Source organism: Ilumatobacter sp. (genome assembly GCF_965215205.1).
Taxonomy (GTDB): Bacteria; Actinomycetota; Acidimicrobiia; order Acidimicrobiales; family Ilumatobacteraceae; genus Ilumatobacter_A.
The window spans coordinates 2,740,859-2,753,567 of record NZ_OZ244049.1 but is presented as its reverse complement, the minus strand read 5'-3'; the positions used below and the strand labels follow the sequence as shown (position 1 = coordinate 2,753,567).

Genomic DNA, 12,709 nt, shown 5'->3' with positions numbered 1-12,709 from the left:
CCCGGCGGGTCGTGGCGATCCGCACGACGCGGACGCCACGACCCGCGCCACCCGCCCCACCACCCGCCCGGCGCCACCCGCCCCGCCCCACCTCGGGAGCGGGGTGGTCGGATCCGGTGACCCACCGTCTACGTTGGCGCCCATGGGAGAGATGATCGAGTTCGAGAGCAACGGGATCGACGCACGCGGGTACCTCGCGATCCCCGAGAGCGGGTCGGGGCCCGGCGTCATCGTCGTCCAGGAGTGGTGGGGCCTCGACAGCGGGATCCGGAAGGTCGCCGACCGCCTCGCCGAGAACGGCTTCGTGGCGCTGGCGCCCGACCTCTACCACGGCGAGCTGGCGCAGCACGACGAGATGGACAAGGCCGGCGAGCTGATGCAGGCGCTCCCGCCCGAGCGCGCGGCGCGCGACATGAGCGGCGCGGTCGACCGCCTCGTCGAGCACGAGTCCACCACGGGGGAGTCGATCGGCGTCGTCGGGTTCTGCATGGGCGGGATGCTCACCTGGATCCTCGCCGCCACGCGCCCCGACCGGATCACGGCCGCCGTCCCGTTCTACGGCTACCCGACCGGCGACGACCAGCCCGACTACTCCGCGATCGAGGCGACGATCCAGGGGCACTTCGCGGAGAACGACGACTTCTTCCCGCCCGAGGGGGCGCGCGAGCTCGAGTCGACGTTGAGGGGTCTCGGCACGGACGTCTCGATCACCGTCCACGAGGGGACCAGCCACGCGTTCATGGCGCCCCACGACGCCCTCGACTCCTACGACGAGGAGCTCGCCGAGCGGCTGTGGCCGCAGTTCACCGGGTTCCTCCACGAGCGACTGGGCTGAGAGGTGGACTCGCTCCGGCGTGGCGCCGCCGGACGCCGGGACCGCCTGAGCGCCGGGGGCGGCGTCGAGCGTGAGCGGTCGGATCGAGGCGGTGCCGCGCCGCGTGCGCCGGGTCGGACCGGGCGACCACGTCGAGGTGCGGGCGATCGTCGACGGTGACGTGACCGGGGTCGCGGGGCTCCGGCGTTTGGCGAGGTCGCCTCGGGGTGACGCTGCGGAGCATGAACCGACCCCCGAACCCATCCCGTGCGATCCGTCGCCTCGTCGCCGTGGTGGCCGTCCCGGGCCTGCTCGTGGCCGGGTGCAGCTCCGAACCCACGCAGGACGACGAACAGCTGCCGGCGGACGCCGGCACCGTCGTCCCGCCGGACAGCGCCGGGGTGGGCGGCGGTGCACCGATCGACAACCTGGATCCGGTCGAGGGCGCCGACGACGTCGACGGCGACGGCGAGCCGGACGAGTGAGCGCGGTCCCGACCGGCTGATCGGCCCGGTGCGCGACCGACGCGGCTGCGCTCGGCGCGGCCCGGGTGAGCCGGTCGGCCGCTACGAGCTCTGCCGGCTCGCGGCGATGAGCTGGCGGGCGATGACCTTGAGGCAGAGGGTCTCGTCGGCGCCCTCGAAGATCGACAGCACCCGGGCGTCGACGAAGAGCCTGCTGACCGGGTACTCCTCGGCGTAGCCCATGCCGCCGTGGATCTGCATCGCTTCGCGGGTGACCCACTCGGCCGCCTTGCACACGTAGGCCTTGACCATCGACGCCTCCATCGCGCCCTGGCCCTTGGCCATGAGCGTCGCAACCGCGTACGAGAACTGCCGACCGGCCTGCGTGAGCACGGCGATGCGGCCGAGCTTGGCGCGGATCAGCTGGTAGTCGAGGATCGATTCGCCGAACACGGTGCGGTTCTCCGCGTACTCGAGGGCCTCGTCGTACGCGGCCTGCATCACGCCGACGGCGCGAGCCGCGGTCTGCAGGCGGCCGTTCTCGAACCCGGCCATCTGGTAGTAGAAGCCCTTGCCGAGCCCCTCGGGACCGCCGATCTGGTTCTCCGCCGGCACCCACCAGTCCTCGAGCGAGATCTCGTAGCTGTGCATCCCGCGGTAGCCGATCGTGTCGATCGGGCGGCCCTCCATCCGCCCGCCGGTCGCCGTGCCGTCGATCTCCTGGCGCAGGTCGAACCCGTGCGAGTCGCCGCGGGGCTTGGGGACGATGAACAGGCTGAGCCCGCGATGGGTCTTGGAGCGGTCGGGGTCGCTGCGGGCGAGCAGCGTCAGAGCATCGGCGCGGGCGCCGAACGTGCACCACGTCTTCACCCCGTTGATCACCCAGCCGTCCTCGCCGTTCGGCCCCTCGGCCGGCGTGGCGTTGACCTTGATCCCCGCGACGTCGGAGCCGTAGTCGGGCTCGGTCACGGCGACCGCGGGCATGACCTCGGCCGAGGCGAGCCGCGGCAGCCAGGTCTGCTTCTGCTCCTCCGTGCCGCCCTTCACCAGCGCCCGGGTGAGGATCTCGGGCCGGGTGATCAGCGAGCCGCCGATCCCGAGGCTCGCCGTCGAGAGGGCCTCGGTGGCGGCGACCATCGCGATGTACTCCTCGTCGCCGCCCTCGCTGTAGCCGCCGTAGGCCGAGGGGACGCTGAGGCCGAACGCGCCGAGGTCGGCCATCCCCGTGATGATCTCCTCGGGGACGTCGTCGTTGGTGCGGTGCACGTGCTCCGCGTGGGGGGCGATCACGTTCTGCGCGAACGACCCGAAGGTGTCGGCGACCATCTCCATGTCGTCGGACAGGTGCCGCGGCCCGGGCTGGTCGGCGAGCGACGCGAGGAACGCCGGAGCCCGGTAGGCGGTCACGAACGCGTGGACGTTCGCCAGCACGTCGCGCTCGACGCCCCAGTCGTCCTCGCGACCGTAGATCCGCGACGCGAGGTCGTGGACCATGTCGGCGGCGTAGGCGCACGTGATCTTCGCCTCCACCTCGCCCTTGCCCCCGTAGTCGATCAGCGACCTGGCCGTCGCCACACCGGCTGCGGCGTGGGCGATCTCGTAGGCCAGCACCTGGTGCACGTCCGGGCCGCCGTCGAGGCCGGCGAGGCGACGCACGGCGCTGCCGACGACCCGGTCGGCGAGATCGATGGCGTCAGCGGCGGCGGGGAGGTCGGGAGGGGCGAGCTCGGTCATGGCTCGCGAGAGTACCGACCGCTCCTGACGGCGACCATTCGAGCCGGACGCCACGGGGCCGGTCGGAGGTCACCGCGTCGCCGCGCCGGGACCCGGTCGGCTCCGAGCCCGCCGACGTGGGATCATGCCCCGGTGTCGAGGATCGTGGTGTTCTGCGGATCGAGCGCCGGATCCGACCCGGCGTGGCGCGCGGCGGCCGACGAGCTCGGCACCGAGATCGGGCGGCGGGGCCACGAGCTGGTCTACGGCGGGGGACACGTCGGGCTGATGGGCGCCGTGGCGGACGCGGCCGTCGCCGCCGGCGCCCGGGTGACCGGTGTGATCACCGAGCAGCTCGTCGGCCTCGAGCTGGCGCACGGCGGGCTGAGCGAGCTGGTCGTCGAGCCGTCGATGCACGCCCGCAAGGCACGCATGGCCGAGTCGGCCGATGCGGTGATCGTGCTGCCCGGCGGGTTCGGGACCTACGAGGAGGCGTTCGAGATCCTCACCTGGAACCAGCTCGGGATCGTCTCCGTGCCCGTGGTGTTCCTCGACGTCGGCGGCTTCTACGCCCCCCTGCTCGAGTTCGTTGCGAGCGCCGCGGATGCCGGCTTCGTGCGGCCCGAGCACGCGGACCTCGCGCGCCGCGCCGCCACGGTGGGAGAGGCGCTCGACGAGGCGGACCGTCCCGGGGACGCCCACGTGGCCAAGTGGGTGACGCCCCCGACCCGGCCGGCCGGTTGAGGTCGCCCTCGCGACCCCGGCGGGTCGCTGCCGGCACCTCCGGCCGCGTCCCCGAGCCGACGCTGCGTCGTTATCGTCGGGGCATGAGCCCCCGCCGGCTGATCGCCCTGCTCGTGCCGCCGCTCCTGGTGAGCTGCACGGGCTCGGGGGACCCCGAGGCGGTCCGGTCCGACGTGGTCCGCGACACCGCCGAGGCGGGCACGGTCGCCGGCGGGGCGACGGGCGGCAGCGCTCCGCCGGACACGTCCGCGACCGGGGCGTCCGATCCGCCGTCCGCCGAGGGTTCGACGCCGGCCGGCAGCGGCGGTGCCGGCGAGGGCTCGCTCGACTGGGCACCGTGCGAGGAGCAGGGCCCGCTCGTCGAGCTGGAGTGCGCGACCCTGCGCGTGCCGTTCGACCACGACGACCCCGACGGCGAGCAGATCGACATCGCCGTCGCGCGCGTCGACTCCGCCGACGACGACTCGCGGATCGGGTCGCTCGTGTTCAATCCCGGCGGACCCGGAGGCTCCGGGATCGAGTTCCTGCAGCAGGTCACCGCGGTCGTGTCGGCCGACGTCGCGGCGGCGTTCGACCTCGTCTCGTTCGACCCGCGCGGGGTCGGGTCGAGCACCTCGCTCGACTGCGACGTCGATCTCGACGACGAGATCACGCTGCTGCCCGACGGCGACGACGACGCGTGGGACCGGTTGCTGACGGAGAGCGAGCAGCAGCTGGCGTCGTGCACCGCCGAGACCCTCGAGCTGGCCGAGGTGGTCGGCACCAACGCCGCGGCGCGCGACCTCGAGCTGCTGCGCGCGGCCCTCGGTGACGACGGGTTGAGCTACGTCGGCTACTCCTACGGCACCCGCCTGGGGGCGGCGTACGCGGAGCTGTTCCCGGGAGCGGTGCGTGCGATGGTCCTCGACGGCGCGGTCAAGCCGACCGACGACTTCTCCGAGCTGAGCGCGGGCCAGGCGGAGGGGTTCGACCGAGCGCTGGAGAACTTCGCCGCGGCCTGCGACGGCGACGCCGACTGCGTGCTGAGCGAGCTCGGACCAACGCTCGAGGTCCTCGACTCGGTGCGATCCGAGATCGCGGCCGAGGGGAGCTTCGCGACCGACGACCCCGACCGCGTGCTGACGCCGGGGGAGCTCGACCTCGGGGTGCTGTCCGCGCTCTACAGCAAGCAGGCGTGGCCGTTCCTCGCCCAGGCGCTCCTCCTCGCCGAGACGGGTGCGGACGGGTCGCTGTTCCAGGTGCTGGTCGACAACTACGTGGGTCGCCGCCTCGACGGGACCTACGACAACTCCCAGGTCGCGAACGGGTTCATCAACTGCGCGGACGACGCCGAGCGTCCGGCACCCGACGAGGTGCGCGCCGAGTCCGATGCGGCGGCCGACACCTCGGAGTGGTTCGGGGATCTGCTGCGGGCGTCGACCGGCTGCCTCGGGCTGCCGGCGCCCGACGACCCGATCGTCGTCGGTCCGGCCACCGGGGCGCCGCCCATCCTGGTCGTCGGGAGCACCGGCGACCCGGCGACGCCCTACGAGTGGTCCGAGGAGCTGGCCCAGGTGCTCGACTCGGGGGTGCTGTACACCGTGGAGGCGGAGGGTCACACGGCCTACGGATCGATCGAGTGCGTCGGCGAGGTCGTCGACGCCTACCTCCTCGACCTCGAGGTCCCCGCCGAGGGCGCGTCGTGCTCGGACAACGTGACCGCGGACTTCTTCGTCCCGAGCGGCGAGTCCGAGATCGACCTGGTGGTCGAGCTGTTCGCGTGCCTGCGCGAGAACGGGTTGGACATCCCCGAGGTGTCGCTGGCCGACGTGCTCGCCGACCCGGCGGGGGAGGAGCTCGGCGAGTACCTCGACCCCACCGATCCGGCGTTCGCCGAGGCGGTCGCGGGCTGCACCGAGCTGCTCGGCCGGCTCCAGGAGCCCTGAGCCGGCGGTCGGCGTCTCCCCCCGACCTGGCACGACGCCGCGAGGTCGAGCCGCAGCGAACGCTCCCCGCGACCGCCGCAGCGCTCAACGGAGCGAGACGTCACCGTCGTCCACAGGACGGACCACGTTTCCACAAGGTGTTCCACACCCTCGCCCGCGTGAATCCACACGGTTGAGCCACTGGCACCCCACAGGGACGAGCGACGACCATGGACGTCATGCCCGCCGAGACCGTCCGCACCACGCGCCCGTCCGACGACACCGCCGAGCGAGGATCGCCGGTCGACCCCGGGTCCGTCGGTCCCGGCGAGGACGGCGGTCGGCGGCGGCCGCCGCGCCGGCGGCCGTCGAACATCGGGCCGTCGAGGCCGCGGCGCCGCCAGCACGGATCCGACCCGTCGATCGACCGCTGCGAGCTGGAGCGGTCCGGGTGGCGCACGACGCTCGAGTTCCGGGAGAACGCGGTGCGCGCTCGCAGTGGGCGACTGGAGCACGTGATCGAGATCTGGCGCGCCGAGGCGGAGCGCGTCGAGGCCGACGGGTCCACCTCGTTCGCCGCGGCGGAGGCGATGTCGGCGGCGGCGGCCTGGAGTCGCCTCCGCACCGAGGCCGACCTCTCGGGCCTCGGGCGCCGTCGAGGCGGCCGGCGCACCCGCACGACCGATCCGCTCGACCGCCCGGGAGCGCCGAGTTGAGCGACGCGGGAGCCCGACGCGGGGGCGGCTCGCGCGATTTCCTCCCGCATCGCTTGCGCGCGGCGAACGACGCTGCTGTAATTACGTGTCCGTTCGACGACGAGATGTTGTGGTCGACGGGGGTGGAAGACGCCGCCGACCACCAGATGTGGTGCCCGAGGCGTGGTGGCCGACTCGCCGCACGACGACACGACGACACCCCCGCACCGACGACACCCCGACACCAGACACGGACACCGACGACAGCGATGGAGCGACCATGACGATCACCGAGACAGGATCCCGAGCGGGCGGCGGACGACCCGATGCGGGGTCGCCCACCCCGCGAGCGCTGTCCGACGCCTCGGCGCCCGGATCGGGCTCCGTCGCCGACGCCGGGCCGACCGGGATGCGGGTGACCAAGCGCAACGGCGCCGTCGAACCCGTCGACCTGAACAAGATCGTGAACGCGATCGCCCGGGCCTCGGAGGGGCTGCTCGGGGTCGACCCGATGCGCGTCGCGACGCGCACGATCTCCGCCCTCGCCGACGGAGCCACCACCCGCGAGCTCGACGAGCTCTCGATCCGCACCGCCGCCGGGTTGATCGTCGAGGAGCCGAACTACTCGCGCCTCGCGTCGCGACTGCTCGCGACGATCGTCGACAAGGAGGTCCGGAACCAGAACATCCCGTGGTTCTCCGAGTCGGTCAAGGTCGGCTACGAGCAGGGGATCGTGTCGCGCGAGGTCCACGACTTCGTCGAGGCCAACGCCCCCGAGCTGAACGCCGCGATCGACTCCGACCGCGACCGCCGCTTCGAGTTCTTCGGCCTGCGCACCGTCTACGACCGCTACCTCCTGCGGCACCCGGTGCGGCGCGACGTCATCGAGACCCCGCAGTACTTCTTCCTGCGCGTCGCCTGCGGCCTCGTCGCCGGCACCCCCGAGGGCGACCACCGCGGGGAGGTGGCCGACGCCGTCGACTTCTACGACCTGATGTCGTCGCTCGCCTACCTCCCGTCGAGCCCGACGCTGTTCAACTCCGGCACCACCCACAGCCAGATGTCGAGCTGCTACCTGCTCGACTCGCCGACCGACAGCCTCGAGGGCATCTACAAGCGCTACACCGACATCGCGAAGCTGTCGAAGTTCGCCGGAGGCATCGGCGTCGCGTGGCACCGGATCCGCTCCAAGGGCAGCCTGATCACCGGCACCAACGGCCTCTCGAACGGCATCGTGCCGTGGCTGCGCACCCTGGACTCCTCGGTGGCCGCGGTCAACCAGGGCGGGCGCCGCAAGGGAGCGGCCTGCGTCTACCTCGAGTCCTGGCACGCCGACATCGAGGACTTCCTCGAGCTGCGTGACAACACCGGCGACCACGCCCGGCGCACCCACAACCTGAACATCGCCAACTGGGTGCCCGACCTGTTCATGGAGCGCGTCGAGAAGGACTGGCAGTGGAGCCTGTTCGACCCGAAGGTGGTCCCCCAGCTCACCGACCTGTACGGCGACGACTTCGACCGCGAGTACCAGCGCGCCGAGGAGGAGGGGCTCTACGAGCGACAGGTGCCGGCCCGCCAGCTCTACAGCCGGATGATGCGCACCCTCGCCCAGACGGGCAACGGGTGGATGACGTTCAAGGACGCCTCGAACGAGAAGTGCAACCAGACCGGGGCCGCCGAGGCCGACGGCAGCCCCCGCGTGGTGCACCTGTCGAACCTGTGCACCGAGATCCTCGAGGTCACCGACCAGGACAACACCGCGGTGTGCAACCTCGGCTCGCTCAACCTCGGCGCCTACGCCGGCGGGCCCGGCGACCAGGGGTTCGACTTCGAGCGGCTCGGGAGGGTCGTGCGCCAGGTGGTGCCGTTCCTCGACCGCGTGATCGACATCAACTACTACCCGACCCCGGAGGCCCAGCGCTCGAACGAGAAGTGGCGCCCCGTCGGCCTCGGCCTGATGGGGCTCCAGGACGTGTTCTTCACGCAGGGCCTCGCGTTCGACTCGCCCGACGCGAAGGAGCTGAGCCGCACGATCAGCGCCCACATCTACTTCCACGCCCTGTGGGCGTCGACGGAGCTCGCCGAGCGGGACGGACCCCACGGCGCGTTCGACGGAACGAGAGCGGCGGGCGGTGACCTGCAGTTCGACCTGTGGACCACCCCGGACGGGTCGTCGGTGACCCCGCCGGCCGAGCTCGACTGGGAAGCCCTGCGCGGGCGGATCCGCGAGCACGGCCTGCGCAACAGCCTGCTCGTCGCCATCGCCCCGACCGCCACGATCGCCTCGATCGCCGGGTGCTACGAGTGCATCGAGCCGCAGGTGTCGAACCTGTTCAAGCGCGAGACGCTGTCGGGCGAGTTCATGCAGATCAACCGCCACCTGGTGCGCGAGCTCCAGGCGCGGGGCCTGTGGGACGAGGCGATGATCTCGGAGATCAAGCAGGCCGAGGGCTCCGTGCAGGGCGTCGAGCGCATCCCCGCCGAGCTGCGCGAGGTGTACCGCACCGCCTGGGAGATCCCGCAGCGCCAGCTGATCGACATGGCCGCCGAGCGTGGGGCGTTCATCGATCAGAGCCAGTCGCTCAACCTGTTCATCGAGACGCCGACGATCGGCAAGTTGTCGTCGATGTACCTCCACGCGTGGAAGTCGGGTCTGAAGACCACCTACTACCTGCGGAGCCGGGCGGCGACGAAGATCAACAAGTCGACGACGTCGAACGGCGCGCCGACCCCGCCCATCCCCAGCGGTGGCGAACCCGCCCCCGAGACGAAGACGTTCACCGACGACGAGGCGGTCGCCTGCTCGTTGGAGAACCCCGAGAGCTGCGAGGCCTGCGACTGATGGCACTGATCGACCCGATCCCCACCGAGCGCCCCGGCACGGGGTCCGACTTCGAGCCCGAGTCGCTCGCGACCGTCGCCCCCGTCGGCGAGGACCGACCGCGCAACATCCTCGATCCCGGCTTCGACCTGACGTTGCGGCCGATGCGCTACCCGCGCTTCTTCGAGATGTACAAGGACGCGATCAAGAACACCTGGACCGTCGACGAGATCGACTTCTCCGACGACCTGGTCGACCTCGATCGCAAGCTGATGCCCGCCGAGCGGCACCTGGTCTCGCGCCTGGTGGCGTTCTTCGCCACCGGGGACTCGATCGTCGCGAACAACCTGGTGCTCAACCTGTACCAGCACATCAACGCCCCCGAGGCGCGGATGTACCTCTCGCGCCAGCTCTACGAGGAGGCGCTGCACGTGCAGTTCTACCTCACCCTGCTCGACAACTACATCCCCGACATGGCCGAGCGCGAGGCCGCGTTCGCCGCGGTCGAGAACATCCCGTCGATCAAGGCGAAGGCGGAGTTCTGCTTCCGGTGGATGGACGAGGTGCACCACCTCGAGGCGATCACCACCCGCGACGAGCGCCGCCGGTTCCTGATGAACCTGATCTGCTTCGCGACCTGCATCGAGGGGCTGTTCTTCTTCGCCGCGTTCGCGTACGTGTACTTCCTGCGTTCGAAGGGGCTGCTCAACGGCCTCGCCGACGGGACCAACTGGGTGTTCCGCGACGAGTCGTGCCACATGAACTTCGCGCTCGAGGTCGTGAACACGGTGCGCGCCGAGGAGCCCGAGCTGTTCGATGATCGCCTGGAGGGCGACATCCGCGAGATGCTGCGCGACGCGGTCGACTGCGAGCACCAGTTCGCCGCCGACGTGCTGGGTGAGGGCGTCCCCGGGATGAGCCTGCGCGACACCCGCGAGTACCTCCAGTACGTGGCGGACACCCGCCTGCACCTGCTCGGCTACGACAGCGAGTTCGGCTCGCGCAACCCGTTCGGTTTCATGGAGCTCCAGGACGTGCAGGGCCTGTCGAACTTCTTCGAGCGGACCGTGTCGAGCTACCAGACCGGGGTGTCGGGCGACGTGTCGTTCGACGAGGACTTCTGAGCCGGCGGCTCACGGGCGGTCCCGTCCGACGGCGGGGGCGCAGCGCCCCGGCCCCGGGCCCGAGAGCGGCCACCGACACCGGTCCACCGCGCCCACGCCGTCGTCGTCTCCTGGCGCTCGCGCGGCGCCCGACCCCGTGGCCGAGGTGACGTCCGCGTGACGGCGCGGGCCGAGGGGCGCGGGCAGTCGGTACCGTGTCGGCCGTGACGGACGAGAACGACGGTGCGTGGCTGACGGGCGCGCGCGTGCTCGTGGTGGCCGGCAAGGGCGGGGTGGGCTCGTCGACCGTCGCCGCGGCCGCCGCCGTGGCCGCCGCACGCGACGGCGCGGACGTCCTGTTCGTCGCCGTCGACGGGCGCCCGGGCATGGGTGAGCTGCTCGGCGGCCGCCGCATCACCGACCGCGAGCAGACCGCGGCGCGCACCAGCTCCGGCGGGCGCATCCGGGCCCGCACCATCGTCGCCGACCAGGCCTTCGGCGACTACCTCGAGATGCGCGGGGTCGGCGGTCTGCTGCGCCGGGCTGCGTCCTCGGCCTCGCTGCCGATGATCGCCGCCGCCACCCCCGGCCTCGAGCACCTGCTCGTGCTCGGCAAGATCAAGGAGCTCGAGCGCGAGCGCGACGCGGACCTGATCGTGGTCGACGCGCCGCCGGCCGGCCACGCGGCGCCGTTCCTGCGCTCGGCGTCGGGGCTCTCCGACGTCGTGCGCTCCGGTCCGATCCGCGAGCAGGCGCAGGAGGTCACCGAGATGCTCGCGGACGCGGATCGCTGCCGCGCCCTGCTCGTCGCGCTCCCCGAGGAGACGCCGATCACCGAGGTCATCGAGCTCGCGGACGACCTGGGCGGAGATCTCGGGATCTCGCTCGCGCCGCTCGTGGTCAACGCGTGCTGGCCGGAGCGGCCGGGGGTGGAGAAGACGCCGGCGATGGCGGCGAGGTCGCACAAGCTCAAGCTCACCGACAGCGCGAAGGACGCGCTCGAGTCCGCCGCGTCGTTCGGGCGCAGCCGCACGGTCCGCCAGCGCGAGCAGATCGAGCGCCTCGGCGCCGCCCGTCGCGAACCGATCATCACGCTCCCGCGCCTGATCACCCCGCGCATCGGACCCGATCACCTGGACCGGCTGGCCGAGGTGCTCACCGGGCGCGCCGATCCCGGTCCGGTGGACGCGGCCGCGACGACGGGCGCCGGATCGGCGGCCCGGTGAGCGACGTCGAGCAGCGCCACGGCGGCGAGCGCGACGGATCGCTGGTCGACGTCGTGCGGCGCTGCGACCTGATCCTCACCTGCGGCCCCGGCGGTGTGGGCAAGACGACCACCGCCGCGGCCCTCGGGGTGGCCGCTGCGCGCGCGGGGCGGCGCACCGTCGTCGTCACCGTGGACCCCGCACGACGTCTCGCCGACGCGCTCGGTCTCGCGCAGGGCGCCGCCGCCGACCAGCCCCACCAGGTGCCCGAGGTGACGCGACGCTCCACCGACGGCGAGCTGTGGGCGCTGATGCTCGACGCCGAGAAGACGTTCGATCGCCTCGTGCGCAGCCAGTCGGCGAACCGCGCCCAGGCCGAGGCGGTGCTGAACAACCCCGTCTACCAGGCGATCTCCGGGTCCTTGTCGGGGGCCCAGGAGTACATGGCGATCGAGCGCCTCCACGAGCTCCACGTGAGCGGTGAGTGGGATCTGGTGATCGTCGACACCCCGCCCTCGCGCCACGCGATCGACCTGCTCGAGGCGCCCGACCGCCTGGTCGGCTTCCTCGGGCACCCGATCTACCGTGCGCTCACGGTCGGCCAGCGGACCTTCGCGAAGGTGACCGATGCGGCGTCGTCGATGTTCCTGTGGGCGGTGAAGCGCCTCGCCGGACCGCAGATCGTCGAGGACACGGTCGAGTTCTTCCGTTCGCTCGCGAACATCGAGGGTGGGCTCCGTCGCCGAGCGAAGGAGGTGTCGAAGCTGCTGCGCGCCGACAGCACCGCCTTCGTGGTGGTGTCGAGCCCGCGCGCCGAGGCGGTCGGCGAGGCCGGGCACCTCCTCGACGCGGTCGGCGAGAAGGGCTTCCCGCTCGGCGGGCTGGTGGTCAACCTCATCCACCCGCTGCCGGTCGCGCTGTCCGACGACGACGAGGGTCTGCTCGCCGACCTCGACGACGGTCCCCTGCTCGACCACCTCGCGTGGCACCGCGAGCTGTCGACGCTGGCCCTCGCGGAACGGCGTGAGATCGAGGCGCTCGAGGCGCTGGCGGCCGACGCCCCGGTCGTGGAGCTCCCGCTGCTCGACGTCGACGTCCACGACGTCGAGGGCCTCGTCGGGCTCGCGAGTCGCCTCGTCGAGCGCGCCGACCCGCCCGGGTCGAGCTGACCGGACCGCGGCGAACGCGGCGTGCGCACGGCGAGGGTGCGAGCGCGCCGTGGCGGCTCGGCCTAGCCTCGCGTGCC

At 72.2% G+C, this 12,709-nt stretch carries 10 protein-coding genes; 9 read left to right on the top strand and 1 reads right to left on the bottom strand.

Annotated elements, in window-relative coordinates; translation table 11 throughout:
* Positions 1-142 precede the first annotated feature (142 nt).
* Together ACOOHC_RS12885 and ACOOHC_RS12880 are read left to right on the top strand one after the other, a co-directional pair.
* Complete coding sequence (locus ACOOHC_RS12885; RefSeq protein WP_420450811.1) at positions 143-835, top strand: dienelactone hydrolase family protein; 693 nt, start codon at positions 143-145, stop codon at positions 833-835.
* Positions 836-1,056: 221 nt separating this feature from the next.
* Positions 1,057-1,299, top strand: a complete 243-nt coding sequence (locus ACOOHC_RS12880) for a hypothetical protein (protein ID WP_420450810.1) — start codon at positions 1,057-1,059, stop codon at positions 1,297-1,299.
* A gap of 81 nt (positions 1,300-1,380) precedes the next feature.
* Here ACOOHC_RS12880 and ACOOHC_RS12875 read toward each other — a convergent pair whose 3' ends face one another.
* Positions 1,381-3,012, bottom strand: coding sequence for an acyl-CoA dehydrogenase family protein (locus ACOOHC_RS12875; RefSeq protein ID WP_420450809.1), 1,632 nt, complete (start codon positions 3,010-3,012; stop codon positions 1,381-1,383).
* Positions 3,013-3,144: 132 nt separating this feature from the next.
* Here ACOOHC_RS12875 and ACOOHC_RS12870 point away from each other — a divergent pair, with 132 nt between their 5' ends.
* From ACOOHC_RS12870 to ACOOHC_RS12840, 7 genes are all read left to right on the top strand, one after another.
* On the top strand, positions 3,145-3,735 hold the full coding sequence (locus tag ACOOHC_RS12870) for a TIGR00730 family Rossman fold protein (RefSeq protein WP_420450808.1): 591 nt from the start codon (positions 3,145-3,147) through the stop codon (positions 3,733-3,735).
* 83 nt (positions 3,736-3,818) lie between these two features.
* Complete coding sequence (locus ACOOHC_RS12865) at positions 3,819-5,660, top strand: alpha/beta hydrolase (protein WP_420450807.1); 1,842 nt, start codon at positions 3,819-3,821, stop codon at positions 5,658-5,660.
* 218 nt (positions 5,661-5,878) lie between these two features.
* On the top strand, positions 5,879-6,355 hold the full coding sequence (locus ACOOHC_RS12860; RefSeq protein WP_420450806.1) for a hypothetical protein: 477 nt from the start codon (positions 5,879-5,881) through the stop codon (positions 6,353-6,355).
* Between the two features lie 259 nt (positions 6,356-6,614).
* Positions 6,615-9,176: a ribonucleoside-diphosphate reductase subunit alpha gene (locus ACOOHC_RS12855; RefSeq protein ID WP_420450805.1), complete on the top strand. Its 2,562-nt coding sequence runs from the start codon at positions 6,615-6,617 to the stop codon at positions 9,174-9,176.
* 143 nt (positions 9,177-9,319) lie between these two features.
* Positions 9,320-10,279 (top strand): ribonucleotide-diphosphate reductase subunit beta, encoded by a 960-nt coding sequence (locus ACOOHC_RS12850; protein ID WP_420453798.1) that lies wholly within the window; start codon positions 9,320-9,322, stop codon positions 10,277-10,279.
* A 203-nt stretch (positions 10,280-10,482) separates the two neighbouring features.
* The gene (locus tag ACOOHC_RS12845) at positions 10,483-11,484 is read left to right on the top strand and encodes an ArsA family ATPase (protein WP_420450804.1); all 1,002 of its coding nucleotides are present in this window, start codon (positions 10,483-10,485) and stop codon (positions 11,482-11,484) included.
* Positions 11,481-12,632, top strand: a complete 1,152-nt coding sequence (locus ACOOHC_RS12840) for an ArsA family ATPase (protein ID WP_420450803.1) — start codon at positions 11,481-11,483, stop codon at positions 12,630-12,632. The genes ACOOHC_RS12845 and ACOOHC_RS12840 overlap by 4 nt, the downstream gene beginning before the upstream one ends.
* Positions 12,633-12,709: the final 77 nt, after the last annotated feature.

Bases quoted from the DNA above. Each gene is read 5' to 3' on its own strand.
- ACOOHC_RS12850 (WP_420453798.1), top strand. From the start codon at position 9,320: ATGCGCTACCCGCGCTTCTTCGAGATGTACAAGGACGCGATCAAGAAC.
- ACOOHC_RS12855 (WP_420450805.1), top strand. From the start codon at position 6,615: ATGACGATCACCGAGACAGGATCCCGAGCGGGCGGCGGACGACCCGAT.
- ACOOHC_RS12860 (WP_420450806.1), top strand. From the start codon at position 5,879: ATGCCCGCCGAGACCGTCCGCACCACGCGCCCGTCCGACGACACCGCC.
- ACOOHC_RS12865 (WP_420450807.1), top strand. From the start codon at position 3,819: ATGAGCCCCCGCCGGCTGATCGCCCTGCTCGTGCCGCCGCTCCTGGTG.
- ACOOHC_RS12875 (WP_420450809.1), bottom strand. From the start codon at position 3,012: ATGACCGAGCTCGCCCCTCCCGACCTCCCCGCCGCCGCTGACGCCATC.
- ACOOHC_RS12885 (WP_420450811.1), top strand. From the start codon at position 143: ATGGGAGAGATGATCGAGTTCGAGAGCAACGGGATCGACGCACGCGGG.
- ACOOHC_RS12880 (WP_420450810.1), top strand. From the start codon at position 1,057: ATGAACCGACCCCCGAACCCATCCCGTGCGATCCGTCGCCTCGTCGCC.